This window comes from Mordavella massiliensis, from assembly GCF_016902415.1.
Classification (GTDB): Bacteria; Bacillota; Clostridia; order Lachnospirales; family Lachnospiraceae; genus Merdimonas; species Merdimonas faecigallinarum.
In genome coordinates, this window is sequence record NZ_JACJLV010000015.1 from 21,064 (window position 1) to 37,655 (window position 16,592).

Genomic DNA, 16,592 nt, shown 5'->3' on the forward strand with positions numbered 1-16,592 from the left:
GTATTGTGTTCCTATCAGCACTAAGGATTTCACTTTTGAAGTAATATATAGTTCAATGCTTTTGCTCCTGTACTTTTTTCGTATTTATTCTTTTCTCCGCAGGCTTATGACGCCGTCCGCCAGGATCTTTACATCGTCCAGGATGTAGTCAAAGGCGCCTGCTTTGTACAGGTTGATCACGATCATTCCCACGGGAACGGCGAAGATCATGCCAAGCACGCTGCCGATCCTGTAACCTACATACAGAAGCACCAGGGTCAGCAGAGGATTCAGTCCCATGCTGTCTCCCACCAGTTTTGGCTGGATCAGCTGGCGTACCAGCTGGGTCACCCCGTACAGGATCAACAGTCCGATCAGCATCCGGTAGTCACCGGTCACCAGCTGGTAGACCGCCCAGGGGATCAGCGCGGTTCCTGTGCCAAAGAAGGGCAGGAAATCCAGGAATGCGATCAGAAGCGCCAGTAAAAAGGAAAAGTGCACATCCAGGATGGCGAACCCGATCACCAGAAGGATGTAGACCACGAACATGATCTTAAACTGGGCTTTGAAGTAGCCGCCCACTGCATATTTCAGGTTGGACATCACCATGCTCATCCGATGCACCAAAGGATCCGGGGATACCTTTTTGGCCAGGACGATCAGATCTTCTCTCTCGGCTATGAAAAAGTACGCAGAGATGATCATGACAATGGCGCTGATCAGCCAGGAGGGAATCCTTTTTGCTACATTGCCGGCTGCAGTCACCGTCGGTTCGCTTAAAGATGCCATGAGATTTCCCACGGATTTGTCCAGGTCTCCCATGATATCCCGCCATCCGTTCTGGATGCCTTCCGGCAGCATCTGGAAAATGCCCGCCAGGTTTTTCCCTACCATATCCAGTTCTTTTTCCAGTTCCGCATACATATCCGGCATATTCTGGATGAGAGAGGCCACTTCCCGCCAGATCCTGCTGCCCACAAAATAGATCAGAAAGATCACCAGCGCAAGCACCAGGATGATGATCAGCGCTGATCCCAGTTTTTTCACGATCTTCAATCGTTTCTCCAGCCAGTTGACCAGTGGGCTTGCGATATAGGCGATGAACCATCCCACCACAAACGGCATGAAAAATCCCAGAAGCCGTACTCCCACATAGATAAATAAAATCGTCCCGATCAGACTGATGGCCAGGCTGATGATGACTTTCCAGTATGGCCGGTTATCCCGAAGCTGTTCCCTGAAATTTGTTTCCATTTAAGCTACTCCACCTCTTTTTTCCCCAAGTACTCCGTTTCTACTAATTCCCAGATCTCATCCCTGCCCTGCTTTGTCATGGCAGAAAACGGGATGATCCTGGTTCCCGGCACCAGGCCAAGTCCCGTCCGGAGCATTTTCAGATGTTTATCGATCTGGCTTCTTTTGATCTTGTCAAGCTTTGTGGCAATGATGATGGGCTGATACCCCTGCGCCACTACCCAGTCGTACATCATCTTATCGTTCGCGGAAGGATCGTGGCGGATATCGATCAGCAAAAATACTGCTTTGAGCTGGCTGGAGCCGTGCAGATATTTTTCGATCAGCTGTCCCCACTTCTGCTTCTCTTCCTCCGATACTTTCGCATAGCCGTATCCGGGAAGATCCACCAGATACATTTCCTCATTGATATTATAAAAATTGATCGTCTGCGTTTTTCCCGGCGTGGCGGATATCCGCGCGTAGGATTTCCGGTTCATCAGCGCATTGATGAGGGAAGATTTTCCTACATTCGATTTCCCTGCAAATGCGATCTCAGGCTTGGTATTCTGAGGCAGCACACTGGTGATGCCGCAGACAGTTTCCAGATTGACAGATTTAATGATCATGCGAACCCCTCCTTTTTACCAGCGCCAGTTTCAGGACTTCTTCCATCTGAGAAACGAACACGATCTCCAGGCCTCTGGTGATCTCAGAGGAAATCTCCTCTACGTCCGGCTCATTTTCCTTTGGCACCAGCACGGTTTTGATTCCTGCGCTCTTGGCGGCAAGCAGTTTTTCTTTCAGTCCTCCAATGGGAAGCACTCTTCCACGCAGGGTGATCTCGCCGGTCATAGCCACGTCTGAGCGTACTTTCCTTCCTGTAATGGCAGAGAACATGGCTGTGGCCATGGTAATTCCTGCGGACGGGCCGTCTTTGGGGACCGCGCCTTCCGGAATGTGGATATGTACGTCATGCTCTTTAAAGAAGTCTTCCGCAATCCGGTGTTTTTTACTCACAGAACGGATATAACTGATACCGGTTCTTGCAGATTCTTTCATCACGTCGCCCATCTGCCCGGTCAGAAGGATCTCTCCCTCACCCGGCATCACATTGACTTCGATCTGAAGCGTATCGCCGCCCACGCTGGTCCAGGCCAGTCCGCGGACGATCCCCACCTCGTCAGATTCATTTGCCATCTGGTAGATGAACAGTTCTTTGCCAAGGTAAGAAGCCAGATTTCTCTCTGTGATATGCACCGCCTTTTTCTTTCCTTCCAGGATCTCTTTGGCGGTCTTGCGGCAGATATCGCCGATCTTGCGCTCCAGCTGGCGCACGCCTGCTTCTTTGGTATAATTTCTTGCCATCTTCCACAGCGCCTTTTTGCTGATGGTCAGCTGATCCGCTGTCAGGCCGTGCTTATCAAGCTGCTTGGGAATCAGATGTTCCATGGCAATGTGCATTTTCTCATTTTCCGTATAACTGCTGACTTCGATCACTTCCATCCGGTCCAGAAGGGGTCTTGGGATGGTCTGCAGGGTATTGGCCGTAGTGATGAACAGCACTTCCGACAGATCGATGGGCACTTCCAGATAATGATCCCGGAACTTACAGTTCTGCTCACTGTCCAGAACCTCCAGAAGAGCCGAGAAGGTATCTCCTTTATAATCATTGCTCACTTTGTCAATCTCATCCAGCAGCATCAGTGGATTCTTCACACCTGCAGCTTTCAGTCCGTTTGCGATCCGGCCCGGCATGGCTCCCACATAGGTTCTTCTGTGACCGCGGATCTCTGCCTCGTCCCGGACGCCTCCCAGGGAAATCCGTACATAGGGTTTTTTCAGGGCCCTGGCAAGAGACCTGGCGATGGAAGTCTTTCCGGTTCCCGGCGGTCCCACCAGACACAGGATAGGCGTATCGCCTTTTTTTGTCAACGCACGCACAGCCAGAAATTCCAGGACCCGCTCTTTTACCTTTTCCAGTCCATAGTGATCCTCTTCCAGTACCTGGCTGGCATAGGCGATATCCTTATGCTCTTCGCACATTTTATCCCAGGGCATCTCTAATAACGTCTCGATATATGTGCGGATCACACCTGTTTCTGCAGGGCTGTTCACGGTGTTTCGAAATCTTTTTATTTCTTTATTTAGTTTTTCCTTTACTTCCTCAGGGGCTTCCAGCGCATCTGCGGCCTGCTGGAACTCATCCGCGTCGCTGAGCATGGTGTCATCGCCCAACTCTTCCCGGATCAGTTTGAGTTCTTCCCGCAGAATGTATTCCCGCTGGTTTTTATCCACCCGCTCTTTTACCTTGATCTGGATCTCTTCCTTCACATTCAGGATCTGGATCTCTTTGACCAGCTTGTAGATCAGAAGTTCATAGCGGCTGGTCAGATCTTCCTCTTCCAGAAGTTCCTGGGCATCCTCCCAGGAAAACGGTACATTTGCCGCTACCAGGTCTACCAGCTCCCGCAGATCTTCCATGCCTTCGATCTGGGAGCCGATCTCCTTGGACACCTTAGGTTCCTTTGCCGCATACTCGCGGAAAACATCCCGCAGCCCGCGCAGCATGGCCTCTTTTCCCAGTCCCTGGTCTGCGCCCGCAGTTTCCTCCTGGCGGTCGGTATCCGGGATTACCGTTACATTGGCCCGCAGATAGGGCTCCTCAAATTCTATGCAGTTGATGGCCGCCCGTTCCTCACCGCTGATCAGCACCCGGCTGATCTTTTTCGGCAGCTTTACGATCTGACGGATAGTAGCGATACAGCCCACCTGGTACACATCTGCTCCGGAAGGATCTGCGACTTCAATATCTCTCTGGGCAGTCAGGAAGATCTTCTGGTCTCCCTCCACCGCTTCGTTGATCGCTGCCAGGGACTTCTCCCGGCTGACGTCAAAATGCCGGACCATCCCGGGCAGTACCGTAAGTCCACGTAATGCTACCATGGGCAGACTTTTTGTCTCTTTGCTCATGTAAATCTCCTTCTTATCTCTTTTATCTCAATCGGGCCGGTCCCCGGCCGTTCGTTATCTTCAATATCAGAAAAGGGCAGGCGCAACCTCTCTTGCACCCGCCCCGGTTCTATGCACTCTCGCTTCTGACAGTCTCGTCATGTTCCAGCAGGGGCGCTCCCCCGCTTTTGACTGTATCTTCTGTGATCCGGCATGCCTTGAGCGTTTCGTCAGATGGCGCCTGATACATAATATCCATCATGACGTTTTCCATAATGGCCCGCAGGCCTCTGGCGCCGGTCTTTCTCTTAAGAGAAGTCTCGGCGATCGCTTCCAGGGCTTCCCTGTCAAAGGTCAGCTCCACGCCGTCCAGTTCCAGCATCTTCTGATACTGCTTTGTGATCGCATTCCTTGGTTCTGTCAGGATTCGGATCAACGCATCTTTATCCAGCATTTCCAGCGATACGATGACCGGCACACGTCCCACCAGTTCGGGGATCAGTCCGTATTTTACAAGGTCCTGGGGCAGAACCTGCTCCAGAAGTTTATCGATATCGTTTTCATGCTTGTCGGCAATCTCCACATTGAATCCAATGGATTTCTGATCGATCCGCTTTTCAATGATCTTATCGATGCCTTCAAATGCTCCGCCGCAGATGAACAGGATATTGGTCGTATCGATCTGTATCAGCTCCTGATGCGGATGCTTGCGTCCTCCCTGAGGAGGCACATTGGCAACGGTGCCTTCAATGATCTTCAGAAGAGCCTGCTGTACGCCCTCTCCTGACACATCTCTGGTGATAGACGGATTCTCGGATTTTCTTGTGATCTTGTCGATCTCATCAATATAAATGATGCCATATTCTGCCCGCTCAATATCTCCGTCAGCAGCCTGGATGATCTTCAGCAGGATATTTTCCACATCCTCGCCTACATATCCGGCCTCTGTCAGGGCAGTTGCGTCTGCAATAGCAAAGGGCACATTCAGGATCTTAGCCAGAGACTGGGCCAGCAGCGTCTTCCCGCAGCCGGTAGGCCCCAGCATCAGGATATTGCTTTTACTCAGCTCCACGCCCGCATCTTTCTGGGCCATGATCCGCTTATAATGGTTATATACGGATACAGCCAGGACTTTTTTTGCCTCGTCCTGTCCGATCACATACTGATCCAGGAATTCTTTGATCTCCTCGGGCTTTAACAGATTGATATCGGAAAATGGATTCCAGGATCTGCCGTCCTCGTACTCAAACTCCTCTTCCAGGATCTCATTGCATACGTCGATACATTCATCACAGATATAAGTCCCGTTAGGTCCGGCAATTAATTTGCGCACCTGGTTCTGGGTCTTATTACAGAAGGAACACCTGATCTGATCGTCGTTCTTTCCTATCATACTCTCACCTCATAAAAACTACCTGCATTTAACGGCGTGAGATCACTTCATCGATCAGGCCGTATGCCTTTGCCTCTTCAGCCGTCATAAAGTTATCTCTTTCTGTGTCCGCCTGGATGACTTCCAGCGGCTGTCCGGTATTCTCGGAAAGGATCCGGTTCAGGTTCTTCTTGGTCCGCAGGATATGTTCCGCGGCGATCTGGATCTCCGTCGCCTGTCCCTGGGCTCCGCCGGAAGGCTGGTGGATCATGATCTCCGCATTGGGAAGTGCCAGACGTTTTCCTTTGGTTCCGCCTGCCAGCAGGAAGGCTCCCATGCTGGCCGCCATTCCCATACAGATCGTCTCCACATCACATTTGATATACTGCATGGTATCATAGATCGCCATGCCGGCAGTCACGGAACCGCCGGGGCTGTTGATGTAAAGATGGATATCTTTCTCCGGGTCTTCTGCCTCCAGGAAAAGAAGCTGTGCCATCACAATGTTCGCGGACACATCTGTCACTTCTTCTCCCAGAAAGATGATCCTGTCCTTCAGTAATCTTGAATAAATATCGTAGGAGCGCTCTCCCCTGCTTGTCTGCTCAATGACATAAGGTACTAAACTCATGTACAAACGCCTCCAGTTATTTCTCTACGGCATTGTCTACCAGGAAGGTGATCGCTTCCTGAACAGCCATATCTTCTTTCATCTGCTTCTTCTCGTTTTCACCCATAAATTCTTTGATCTTCTCAACTTCCATCTTATAGGTGTCTGCCATCTTCTGAAGCTCTTCGTCCAGTTTCTCTTCGCTGATCTCGATGTTCTCAGCCTTTACAATTGCTTCCAGTACAAGGCGTGTCTCGATCTGCTTAACAGCCTGCGGCCTGAATTCATCCATCATCTTCTCTGCGGTCATTCCGGTGAACTGGAAGTACTGCTCCAGAGTCAGTCCCTGAGACTGCAGACGCTGTGCGAAATTATCAGCCATCTGGCCGGCCTGGGTATCGATCATGGCATCCGGGATCTCATAGGAAGCGTTCTTTACCGCCTGCTCTACTACCTGATCCTCCTGTTTTCTCTTGCCCTCGGAAGCCTTCTCTTCTTTGATCTTAGCCTTGATGTCAGCCTTGTATTCTTCTAAGGTATCGAATTCGGATACCTCTGCTGCAAATTCATCATCGATCTCCGGCAGTTCTTTTGCCTTGATCTCATGAACGGTACATTTGAAGACTGCGTCTTTTCCCTTCAGGTCTTCTGCGTGATAATCCTCCGGGAAGGTTACCTTTACTTCTACTTCTTTCTCAGCCTCAGCGCCGATCAGCTGATCCTCAAATCCCGGGATAAAGGAACCGGAACCGATGGTCAGCGGATAGTTCTCGCCCTTGCCGCCTTCAAAAGCCTCGCCGTCTACGAAACCTTCAAAGTCAAGGATGATCTCGTCGCCGTCCTGTACACCGCGGTCTGTCACAGTCACAGTTCTTGCGTTCTTCTCCGCTTCTTCCTGTACTCTTGCGTCTACTTCTTTCTGTGTCACGCGGGTAGAAACCTTGTCCACCTCAAGTCCTTTGTACTCTCCAAGCGTTACTTCCGGCTTGGTAGCTACTTCTGCAGTGAAGATGAACGGCTTGCCTTTTTCGATCTGTACCACCTGGATATCCGGTCTGGATACGATCTCCAGTCCGCTCTCGTCATATGCGTCTGCATATGCCTTCGGGATCAGCTCGTTGGCAGCATCATCATAGAAGATCTCTGCACCGTACATTTTCTCGATCATCTGACGCGGAACTTTTCCCTTGCGGAATCCCGGAAGGGCGATTCTGTTTTTCTGCTTCATATATGCGTTCTGCAACGCTTTTTCCAAATCGTCAGCAGAAACCTCAATGGTAAGTTTCGCCATGTTTTTTTCTAATTTTTCCACCTGTAAACTCATTGTCTTATTTCCTCCTGTTTCTATCCTGCCTGCCGACAGAGCGCAGACAGGCATGCTACATTAAAAAAGTATAACACAAACCCTCTCAAATATCCAGCACTATTCGTATAAAATCCCGTCCTGGATCTCTTTTGCTTTTTCCGGTCCTGCCAGCACTTCGATCAGCTTTAACGCAAAGTCTATTGCGGTTCCCGCTCCCCGTCCGGTGATGATATTTCCGTCCACCTGGGCCGGCAGTCTTGTGATAACCGCTCCCTGGATCTGGTTTTCCACGGTGGGGTAGCAGGTGATCCGCTTCCCTTTCAGGATCCCGAGATTTCCAAGTACCGTAGGCGCGGCGCAGATAGCCGCCACATATTTTCCTTCTTCATAGAAATCCTTGACTACCCGGCGCACGCCTGCGTGCTCGTTCAGGTGTGTGGTTCCCGGCATGCCGCCTGGAAGCACGATCATGTCGGACTCCACAAAATTGACCTCGTCAAACAGGTCTTCTGTCTGCACGTTGATGCCATGGGCCCCGTGCACCGTATATTCTTCTGTCGCAGATACTGTATCTACAAAGATCTGGGCTCTCCTTAACAGATCTACGACAGTCAGAGCTTCAATTTCTTCAAATCCGTCGGCCAGTATTACGCTTACTTTTTTCATTCCATCATTCCTCCTTGTTTTTTCCATATTATCACCGTTTACACGGAAAGTAAAATATATTATGATGTTACCAGAATTAAGGAGGTACCTGCCATGGAGATTGAACGCAAATACCTGATCCCTCATCTTCCGGATCATCTGGAACAGTATCCCTGCAGGATCATCGAGCAGGGGTATCTGAATGTTTCTCCCGTCATCCGCATCCGGCGGGACAATGACCACTATGAACTCACTTATAAATCCGGCGGCCTGATGGCGCGGGAAGAATACAATCTTCCGCTCACCGGACAGGCTTACGAGCATCTCCTGTCCAAGATCGACGGACGGCTGATCCGCAAGAAGCGGTATATGATCCCGCTTGCCGGCGGTCTGACGGCAGAGCTGGATCTTTTTGAAGGAGACCTGGCTCCCCTGGCCCTTGCGGAAGTGGAATTCTCCTCCGAAGAAGAAGCACTTTCCTTTATCCCGCCTTCCTGGTTCGGAGAAGACGTCACCTTTTCCGGCGCCTATCATAACAGTTATTTAAGCCAGATAAAATAGCAACATTTTGTTGCTATTTTTGTTTTTGAAACAATTCGATGCATATTCTCCCTTTGTCTGGACAACTTGCTATACTACAAGAAAAACGACCAGCAGGAGCTTGATACATCATGGCAAACATCCAACTCGCATCGAATTTAAGAACGCTTCGGAAACAGCGCGGCCTGACACAGACGGATCTTGGCAGTCTTCTCAATGTGTCCAGGCAGGCCTATTCCAACTATGAAACGGGGAAACGCACCCCGGATCTGGACTGTCTGGTCTTTCTCTCCAGATTTTACCAGGTGGACTTAACTCTCCTGGTACTGGGTTCTGTCAAAGAGACCGATCTGCCTTCCGGCAGGATCATGGAAGATACGGTCCCTTATCTTTGCTCCCTGGAACAAAAAACCGGCCATACCATCTATCTCAGCGAGGAGGAACTGGATCTGGTCCTTCACTTCCGCTCGCTGTCCCGGGAGAACAGACAGATCGTTGCCGGTTTTATAAAATCTGCCGCAGACTCTGCGGATTAATCACCCATTGCAAATGCGTCGTGGACAGCGTTCATGGCTTTTTCAATATCATCCTTTGCAACCAGGACTGTGATACGAATCTCAGAGGTGGAGATCATCTGGATGTTGACTCTGCAGTTATAGAGTCCTTCAAACATTCTTGCCGCCACACCCGGATTGCTCATCATGCCCGCACCTACAACGGACAGTTTTGCCACATCTTCATTCCAGGTTACTTTCTGGATCGTCAGACGTGTCTTGTTTTCTTCCAGGATGCGGATCGCCTCCTCCATGTCATCAGAAGCCACGGTAAAGGAAATATCCTTGGTCCCGTCGCGTCCTACGGACTGAAGGATGATGTCTACATTGATATTATTCTTTGCCAGCGTATCAAAGATCTGGAATGCGATTCCTGGTTTGTCTTCTACGCCGATCACTGAGATCCGGGCGGTATTCTTGTCGGCAGCCACGCCTGTTACTAACAATTTTTCCATATTCGAAGCCTCCTTGACTACGGTTCCCTCTGAACGGTTCAGACTGGACCGCACCACTAATTCTACATTGTATTTTTTTGCCATTTCCACGGACCGGTTGTGAAGCACTTTTGCGCCGAGGCTGGCAAGCTCCAGCATCTCGTCGTAGGTGATCACATCGATCTTTTTCGCATTTTTTACCACCCGGGGGTCTGCGGTGAACACACCGTCCACATCTGTGAAGATCTCGCAACGGTCTGCATGCAGGGCCGCCGCCAGGGCAACTGCTGTCGTATCAGATCCTCCTCTTCCCAAGGTTGTGATATCGTCGTATTTATTCACTCCCTGGAATCCTGTAACGATCACGATCTTCCTGGAATCCAGCTCGTGCATGATCCGCTCGGTATCTACCCGCTTAAACCGGGCGTTCCCATAGCGGGATGTAGAGTGCATCATCACCTGGAAGGCATTTAAGGACACAGCCGGCACATCCAGAGACTGCATAGCCATGGCCATCAGCGCCACAGAGACCTGTTCACCGGTCGTCAGAAGCATATCCATCTCTCTTTGCTTGGCCTTCGGGTTGATATCCTTTGCCTTTGCGATCAGTTCATCGGTCGTGTCTCCCATAGCGGAAAGCACCACCACCACGTCGTTTCCTTCTTTATATTCTTCAATACAGCGCCTGGCCACATTAAAGATCCGTTCTTTATTGGCCACGGAGCTGCCGCCAAATTTTTTAACTATTAACATAATTCCTCCTGCAGTAAGTGTCCGATCAGCCGGTATCCTTCCTTCCATTCCCGTCCGGTCCCGGCGGCGGTCTTTTCACAATATACGCTCTCTCCCTGTTCTTCCCTGGTGCTGTCATACAAAAGATACGGCACCGGTTCCCCGGTGTGCGTCCGCACCTCTATGGGTGTGGGGTGATCCGGCAAAAGCAGCAGCCGGAAATCCTCTCCGGCATCTTTAAGTCCCGTGATGAGAGGCCGAAGCAGTCTGCTGTCAATCCACTCTATGGACTGGATCTTATCCCGGATGCTTCCCTGGTGTCCCATCTCGTCCGGAGCCTCCACATGGATGTATGCAAAATCATACCCGTCCTTTGTCAGTGCCTGCACCGCGGCACGGGCCTTCCCTTCATAATTGGTATGAAGGCCGCCGTTTGCACCTTCTACCCGGGCGCACGCAAGTCCTGCGCCTGCGGCGATCCCCTTTAAAAGGTCCACCGCAGAGATCATGATCCCCTTCTTCCCGGTCCGTTCCTCAAAGGACGGAAGGCACGGTCTGGTGCCGGCTCCCCAGAACCAGACAGAGTTGGCGGGATGCAGACCCTGTTTTCTTCGTTCTTCATTCAGCGGATGATGCGAAAGGATCTCATAGCTTTTCTCCATCATCCTTCGAAGCGAAGGATCCGTCGGAAGATACGGCCCGATCCGCCGGGTCAGGACATCGTGGGGAGGGGTAAGCTCCGTCACGGTCCCGTGGTTTTGCACCAGCAGATGCCGGTAGCTGGTTCCCGGATAAAATGCATATCCGGCCCTGTCTAACGCTTCTTTCCCAAGCCCTTCTTCCAGGGCTTTCAGAAGGGCCGCCCCGTCCCGGCTGCTGATCTCATCCGCACTGTGGTCCAGGATCACCCGGTCCTCATACGCCCCTTCCTCTTCGGAAAGGGTCACCAGATTGCAGCGGAACGATACGTCCGTATCTTTTAAGTCCACTCCGATACTCAAGGCCTCCAGAGGAGACCGTCCGCTGTAATAAAGCCGTGGATCGTATCCCAGAACAGACAGATTTGCCGTGTCGCTTCCCGGCGCCATCCCCTCCGGCACCATGGAAGCCATTCCTGTTTCCGACACTTTTGAGAGCGCATCCATCACCGGCGTTCCTGCCGCCTCCAGCGTCGTGCGCATCCCAAGTTCCCCAAGAGCTCTCCCTGCCATACCATCGCCTAACACAATGATATATTTCATTTTGACACTCCTATTTTTTATGCTCCTCGATCCGGATCATATGTAAGATCTGGTCCTGATACAGACCGGCCCTGGTCTCATAGTCCCCTTCCATCATCACCGGGGTGATGAAACCAAACTCGCCGTCCAGTCCCGGAACCTTCACCACTTCTACTTCTCCAAAGGAATCCAGGATCTGGGGCAGAAGCTCCTCTTCGCTGCCCTTCATGCGCACGAAAAACTTTCTCCTGGATCCTGCCTTATCTTCAATCTTAAGCTTTTCCTGCTTCCACATGGTCATGATATTGCGGTTCAGATGCTTTGCCGCATCCACCACGTCTGCCACCACAGCGCTGGCTGTGGGGAGTTTTCCGGCCCCGCTTCCATAGAACATGGCGTCTCCCAGCACATTTCCGTGTACGAAAATGGAGTTGAATACGCCGTTGACATTGTAGAGCGGATGATCCGGATACAGCAGGCAGGGGGCCACAATGGCATGCAGCCGGTTGCCCGAATACCGCTTGCTGGAAGCCAGAAGCTTAATGGCCGCTCCCATGGCCTTTGCATACTTCATATCCTCGACTGTGATCTCTGTGATCCCTTCACAGTAAATGTCCTCAAAATCCACCTGCTGCCCGGAAATCAGCGAGGACAGGATCGCGATCTTGCGGCAGGCATCGTAGCCTTCCACATCCGCTTCCGGGTTGCGCTCCGCAAATCCGTTGGCCTGTGCCTCTTTTAAGACGGAATCATAATCCGCCCCCTCGTAAAACATCTTGGTCAGCATGTAGTTTGTCGTTCCATTTAAGATCCCGGTGATCTCCTCGATCTCATCTGCAGTCAGAGAGGAGTTCAAAGGACGGATGATCGGGATCCCGCCGCCTACGCTGGCTTCAAACAGGAAGTTGATATTATGATCTTTCGCAATGGATAACAGCTCCGCGCCGTGCTTTGCCACCAGCGCTTTGTTGGAGGTAGCCACGCTCTTTCCGGCCAGAAGACATCTTTTTACAAAGGTATATGCAGGCTCGATGCCGCCCATTACTTCTACCACGATCTTTACATCATCGTCCTGGATGATGGTCTCAAAATCATGCACGATCTTTTCCTGCACCGGATTGCCCGGAAAATCCTTCAGATCCAGAACATATTTGATATTCAGTTCTTCTCCGATCCGCTGGTTGATACGCGCGCCGTTTGTGTTTACCACTTCCACCACGCCGGAACCAACGGTTCCATATCCCATTACCGCTATGTTGATCATAAGCTTCCTCCCTTTAGTTGTTTGCTGTTTCCTTTAGATACGCATTGATAAACGGATCCAGATTGCCGTCCAGCACTCCGGTCACATTGCTGATCTCCGTATTGGTCCGGTGATCCTTAACCAGTGTGTAGGGCTGCATGACGTAGGAACGGATCTGATTGCCAAATCCGATCTCCTTTACCTCTCCTCTGATATCCGATACCTTTTCCGCCTGCTCCTGTTCTTTCAGAAGCTTTAACTTGACCTTCAGCATCTGCATGGCCTTTTCCTTGTTGTGATGCTGGGATCTTTCATTCTGGCACTGCACCACGATCCCTGTAGGCAGATGGGTGATCCGGATGGCGGAAGACGTCTTGTTGACGTGCTGGCCTCCGGCCCCGCTGGCCCGGTAGGTATCGATCTTCAGATCATCGTCCGAGATCTCGATGTCAATATCATCCTCAATATCCGGCACCACATCGCAGGATGCGAAGGATGTCTGCCGTTTGCCCGCAGAGTTGAACGGAGAGATCCGCACCAGCCGGTGCACGCCTTTTTCGGATTTCAGATATCCGTAGGCGTTCTCGCCGGACACCTCAAAGGTAATGGCCTTGATCCCGGCGATATCCCCGTCCAGAAAGTCCAGCACCTGGATCTGAAATCCTTTCCGCTCCGCCCATCTTGTGTACATCCGATACAGCATGCCGGCCCAGTCGCAGGACTCGGTCCCGCCTGCGCCCGCGTGGATCGTTACGATGGCATTGCAGGTGTCGTATTCTCCAGACAGCAGGGTCTGGATCCGAAGCTCTTCATAGGCTTCTTCAAACTTCTCCATATCCGCCTGCGCCTCCCGGGCGATCTCCGGGTCATTTTCTTCATATCCCATTTCAATCAGAGTCTGGATGTCCTCGTAGGCGTGATAAAGGCTCTTGATCTTCTTTACCATTTCCTGCAGATATTTCAGTTCCTTCATCAGCCTCTGGGACTCCTCCGGATGATCCCAGAAACCAGGCTCCTCTACTTTGCGTTCCAATTCCTCTGTCCTGCGCTCTTTTCCAGCCAGGTCAAAGTGAATCCCTCATTTCGGCAAGAGGTTCTTCGTATGCGTTCAGATTACTTTTTAACTGATCTAACTCGACCACTTTCCCACCTCTTTTCAATGATACTGTCTGCGACTAGGCTTTTCTGCCGCAGCACTGCTTATATTTTTTCCCGCTTCCACAGGGGCACGGATCGTTGGGGTAAACCTTCTTTTCGGTCCGCTTCTTCGGAGCCCGCGCAGCACTTTCGTCCTTGTTGGTTCCGGTCACCTTGGCCACCTGCTCTCTTTCCACCTTCTGTTCCAGTCTTACGCGGAACAGGGTGCGTACGGTATCTTCCGAAATACTCTTTGTCATGGCGTCAAACATATCGTAGCCAAGCATCTTGTATTCCACCTTCGGATCTCTCTGTCCGTAAGCCTGGATACCGATTCCCTGACGGAGCTGATCCATATCGTCGATGTGGTCCATCCATTTGGCGTCGATCACCTTCAGAAGCACCACCCGCTCAATCTCACGGATATGCTCCGGCTCCGGAAATTCTGCCTCTTTCGCCTCATAAGCCTTGGCGGCCCGCTCTTTGAGCATATGCTTGAGTTCCTTCTGGCTCATGTCTTTTACGTCTTCTTCCGTGATAACGGCCATGGGGACGGTTCCCCGGATGGAGACGTTCAGTTCTTTCAGATCCCATTCATCGTAATCCTGATCGGCTCCGATCACCTTATCCACAACATTTTCGATATAATCGTTCATCATGTGGAAGATGGAATCCCGCATGTTCTCGCCGTCCAGCACTTTGCGGCGCTCTTCGTACACGATCTCTCGCTGCTCGTTCATGACCTGGTCATATTCCAGCAGGTTCTTACGGATTCCGAAGTTATTGCTCTCAATCTTCTGCTGTGCTTTTTCAATGGCGCTGGAAAGCATCTTATGCTCGATCTGCTCGCCTTCCTCCACGCCCAGGGCATTGAATACATTCATCAGCCGCTCGGAACCAAAGAGACGCATCAGGTCGTCTTCCAGGGAAATGTAGAATCTGGACTCTCCCGGGTCTCCCTGCCGTCCGGAACGTCCGCGGAGCTGATTGTCGATTCGTCTGGACTCGTGGCGTTCGGTACCGATGATCTTCAGACCGCCGGCTTCTCTTGCCTCGTCATCCAGCTTGATGTCCGTACCACGGCCCGCCATATTGGTGGCAATGGTAACTGCGTCATGAACGCCGGCCTGGGCAACGATCTCCGCCTCCAGTTCGTGGTACTTGGCGTTCAGTACATTATGCTTAATGCCGCGGCGTTTCAGCATGCCGCTCAGCAGCTCGGAATTTTCAATGGTAATGGTACCCACCAGCACAGGCTGATGTTTTGCGTGGGCCTCTTCGATCGCGTCGCACACTGCCCGGAATTTCTCTTTCTGGGTCTTATAAACCGCGTCGTTTAAATCTACTCTCTGTACCGGCTTATTGGTCGGGATCTCGATAACGTCCATACCGTAGATCTCGCGGAACTCTTTTTCCTCTGTGAGAGCCGTACCGGTCATACCCGCCTTTTTCTGGTATTTATTAAACAGGTTCTGGAAGGTGATCGTAGCAAGCGTCTTGCTCTCCCGTTTTACCTTCACATGCTCTTTGGCTTCAATTGCCTGATGAAGTCCGTCGGAATAACGGCGTCCCGGCATGATACGTCCGGTAAATTCATCCACGATCAGGACCTCGTCGTCCTTCACCACGTAATCCTGGTCGCGGAACATCAGATTGTGGGCTCTCAGAGCCAGGATGATATTGTGCTGGATCTCCAGATTTTCCGGATCCGCCAGGTTGTCAATATGGAAGAAATTCTCTACCTTCTTCACACCATCCTCTGTCAGGTTGATGCTCTTTTCCTTTTCATTGACGATAAAGTCTCCGGTCTCCTCGATCTCCTCGCCCATGATCGCGTTCATCTTGCTGAATTCTCCGCTGGCCTCGCCCCTCTGGAGCTGTCTTGCCAGGATGTCGCAGGCGTCATAGAGATGGGTGGATTTGCCGCTCTGTCCGGAAATGATCAGAGGCGTTCTGGCCTCGTCGATCAGAACAGAGTCCACCTCGTCGATGATGCAGTATTTCATGCCTCTTTGTACCAGCTGCTCTTTATAAATGACCATGTTGTCACGCAGGTAATCGAATCCCAGCTCATTGTTGGTTACATAAGTAATGTCGCAGTTGTAGGCGGCTCTTCTCTCATCACTGTTCATGCTGTTTAAGACAACGCCTACCGTCAGGCCGAGGAATTCATGGATCTGTCCCATCCACTCCGCGTCACGCTTTGCCAGATAATCATTGACCGTTACGATCTGTACGCCTTCGCCTGTCAGGGCGTTTAAGTAAGCCGGCAGTGTGGATACCAGCGTCTTACCTTCACCGGTCTTCATCTCGGCGATCCGTCCCTGATGGAGAATGATACCGCCGATCAGCTGTACGCGGAAATGACGCATTCCCAGGGTACGGACAGCCGCCTCTCTTACAACAGCAAACGCTTCCGGAAGAAGGTCGTCCAGCGTCTCGCCTTCTGCCAGCCTCTGCTTAAATTCCCTGGTCTTATCCTTTAACTCCGCATCCGAAAGTTTCTGGATCTCCGGCTCCAGCGCCTCGATGGCGTCCACGACGGGGTAAACTCTCTTCAGCTCATTTTCACTGTGTGTTCCGAATATTTTCGTAATCAAACCCATATATCTAAATGCTCCTTGTCATGAATTTG

Annotated in this window: 14 protein-coding genes; 2 read left to right on the forward strand and 12 right to left on the reverse strand. The window is 51.3% G+C overall.

From position 1 onward, the window contains the following. Positions 1-84 precede the first annotated feature (84 nt). The 7 genes from ytvI to H6A13_RS06155 form a co-directional block, all read right to left on the reverse strand. Positions 85-1,233, reverse strand: a complete 1,149-nt coding sequence (ytvI, locus tag H6A13_RS06125; RefSeq protein WP_204908733.1) for a sporulation integral membrane protein YtvI — start codon at positions 1,231-1,233, stop codon at positions 85-87. A 5-nt stretch (positions 1,234-1,238) separates the two neighbouring features. Next, positions 1,239-1,841, reverse strand: a complete 603-nt coding sequence (gene yihA / locus H6A13_RS06130; RefSeq protein ID WP_204908734.1) for a ribosome biogenesis GTP-binding protein YihA/YsxC — start codon at positions 1,839-1,841, stop codon at positions 1,239-1,241. After that, positions 1,831-4,185, reverse strand: coding sequence for an endopeptidase La (gene lon / locus H6A13_RS06135; RefSeq protein ID WP_204908735.1), 2,355 nt, complete (start codon positions 4,183-4,185; stop codon positions 1,831-1,833). Before lon ends, yihA begins: the two co-directional genes overlap by 11 nt. A 109-nt stretch (positions 4,186-4,294) precedes the next feature. Beyond that, positions 4,295-5,557, reverse strand: coding sequence for an ATP-dependent Clp protease ATP-binding subunit ClpX (gene clpX / locus H6A13_RS06140; protein WP_204908736.1), 1,263 nt, complete (start codon positions 5,555-5,557; stop codon positions 4,295-4,297). Positions 5,558-5,585: 28 nt separating this feature from the next. Beyond that, complete coding sequence (gene clpP / locus H6A13_RS06145) at positions 5,586-6,167, reverse strand: ATP-dependent Clp endopeptidase proteolytic subunit ClpP (RefSeq protein ID WP_204908737.1); 582 nt, start codon at positions 6,165-6,167, stop codon at positions 5,586-5,588. A 16-nt stretch (positions 6,168-6,183) separates the two neighbouring features. Next, on the reverse strand, positions 6,184-7,470 hold the full coding sequence (tig, locus tag H6A13_RS06150) for a trigger factor (RefSeq protein WP_204908738.1): 1,287 nt from the start codon (positions 7,468-7,470) through the stop codon (positions 6,184-6,186). A 99-nt stretch (positions 7,471-7,569) separates the two neighbouring features. Beyond that, entirely contained in the window at positions 7,570-8,118 is a 549-nt protein-coding gene (locus tag H6A13_RS06155) for a DJ-1 family glyoxalase III (protein ID WP_204908739.1), read from the reverse strand. A 93-nt stretch (positions 8,119-8,211) separates the two neighbouring features. On the opposite strand from H6A13_RS06155, the gene H6A13_RS06160 reads away from it, so the two are divergent. Both H6A13_RS06160 and H6A13_RS06165 read left to right on the forward strand, forming a co-directional pair. Further along, positions 8,212-8,658 carry a CYTH domain-containing protein gene (locus H6A13_RS06160; protein WP_204908740.1) on the forward strand — a complete coding sequence of 149 codons (447 nt, stop codon included), beginning with the start codon at positions 8,212-8,214 and terminating at the stop codon, positions 8,656-8,658. A gap of 110 nt (positions 8,659-8,768) precedes the next feature. Next, positions 8,769-9,173 carry a helix-turn-helix domain-containing protein gene (locus tag H6A13_RS06165; RefSeq protein WP_204908741.1) on the forward strand — a complete coding sequence of 135 codons (405 nt, stop codon included), beginning with the start codon at positions 8,769-8,771 and terminating at the stop codon, positions 9,171-9,173. Here H6A13_RS06165 and H6A13_RS06170 read toward each other — a convergent pair. From H6A13_RS06170 to secA, 5 genes are all read right to left on the reverse strand, one after another. Next, complete coding sequence (locus H6A13_RS06170; protein WP_204908742.1) at positions 9,170-10,378, reverse strand: aspartate kinase; 1,209 nt, start codon at positions 10,376-10,378, stop codon at positions 9,170-9,172. The genes H6A13_RS06165 and H6A13_RS06170 overlap by 4 nt on opposite strands. Then, positions 10,372-11,598, reverse strand: a complete 1,227-nt coding sequence (locus H6A13_RS06175; protein ID WP_204908743.1) for a cofactor-independent phosphoglycerate mutase — start codon at positions 11,596-11,598, stop codon at positions 10,372-10,374. Before H6A13_RS06175 ends, H6A13_RS06170 begins: the two co-directional genes overlap by 7 nt. A 10-nt stretch (positions 11,599-11,608) precedes the next feature. After that, entirely contained in the window at positions 11,609-12,841 is a 1,233-nt protein-coding gene (locus tag H6A13_RS06180) for a homoserine dehydrogenase (RefSeq protein ID WP_204908744.1), read from the reverse strand. A 13-nt stretch (positions 12,842-12,854) separates the two neighbouring features. Further along, positions 12,855-13,962 (reverse strand): peptide chain release factor 2 gene (prfB, locus tag H6A13_RS06185; RefSeq protein ID WP_420827219.1). Its coding sequence is split into 2 segments (ribosomal slippage): positions 12,855-13,898 and positions 13,900-13,962, totalling 1,107 coding nucleotides; the frame shifts between segments, so codons are not numbered across the junction. Positions 13,963-13,995: 33 nt separating this feature from the next. Beyond that, positions 13,996-16,563 (reverse strand): preprotein translocase subunit SecA, encoded by a 2,568-nt coding sequence (secA, locus tag H6A13_RS06190; RefSeq protein ID WP_204908746.1) that lies wholly within the window; start codon positions 16,561-16,563, stop codon positions 13,996-13,998. Positions 16,564-16,592 lie beyond the last annotated feature (29 nt).

Bases quoted from the DNA above. Each gene is read 5' to 3' on its own strand.
- ytvI (WP_204908733.1), bottom strand. From the start codon at position 1,233: ATGGAAACAAATTTCAGGGAACAGCTTCGGGATAACCGGCCATACTGG.
- yihA (WP_204908734.1), bottom strand. From the start codon at position 1,841: ATGATCATTAAATCTGTCAATCTGGAAACTGTCTGCGGCATCACCAGT.
- lon (WP_204908735.1), bottom strand. From the start codon at position 4,185: ATGAGCAAAGAGACAAAAAGTCTGCCCATGGTAGCATTACGTGGACTT.
- clpX (WP_204908736.1), bottom strand. From the start codon at position 5,557: ATGATAGGAAAGAACGACGATCAGATCAGGTGTTCCTTCTGTAATAAG.
- clpP (WP_204908737.1), bottom strand. From the start codon at position 6,167: ATGAGTTTAGTACCTTATGTCATTGAGCAGACAAGCAGGGGAGAGCGC.
- tig (WP_204908738.1), bottom strand. From the start codon at position 7,470: ATGAGTTTACAGGTGGAAAAATTAGAAAAAAACATGGCGAAACTTACC.
- H6A13_RS06155 (WP_204908739.1), bottom strand. From the start codon at position 8,118: ATGAAAAAAGTAAGCGTAATACTGGCCGACGGATTTGAAGAAATTGAA.
- H6A13_RS06160 (WP_204908740.1), top strand. From the start codon at position 8,212: ATGGAGATTGAACGCAAATACCTGATCCCTCATCTTCCGGATCATCTG.
- H6A13_RS06165 (WP_204908741.1), top strand. From the start codon at position 8,769: ATGGCAAACATCCAACTCGCATCGAATTTAAGAACGCTTCGGAAACAG.
- H6A13_RS06170 (WP_204908742.1), bottom strand. From the start codon at position 10,378: ATGTTAATAGTTAAAAAATTTGGCGGCAGCTCCGTGGCCAATAAAGAA.
- H6A13_RS06175 (WP_204908743.1), bottom strand. From the start codon at position 11,598: ATGAAATATATCATTGTGTTAGGCGATGGTATGGCAGGGAGAGCTCTT.
- H6A13_RS06180 (WP_204908744.1), bottom strand. From the start codon at position 12,841: ATGATCAACATAGCGGTAATGGGATATGGAACCGTTGGTTCCGGCGTG.
- secA (WP_204908746.1), bottom strand. From the start codon at position 16,563: ATGGGTTTGATTACGAAAATATTCGGAACACACAGTGAAAATGAGCTG.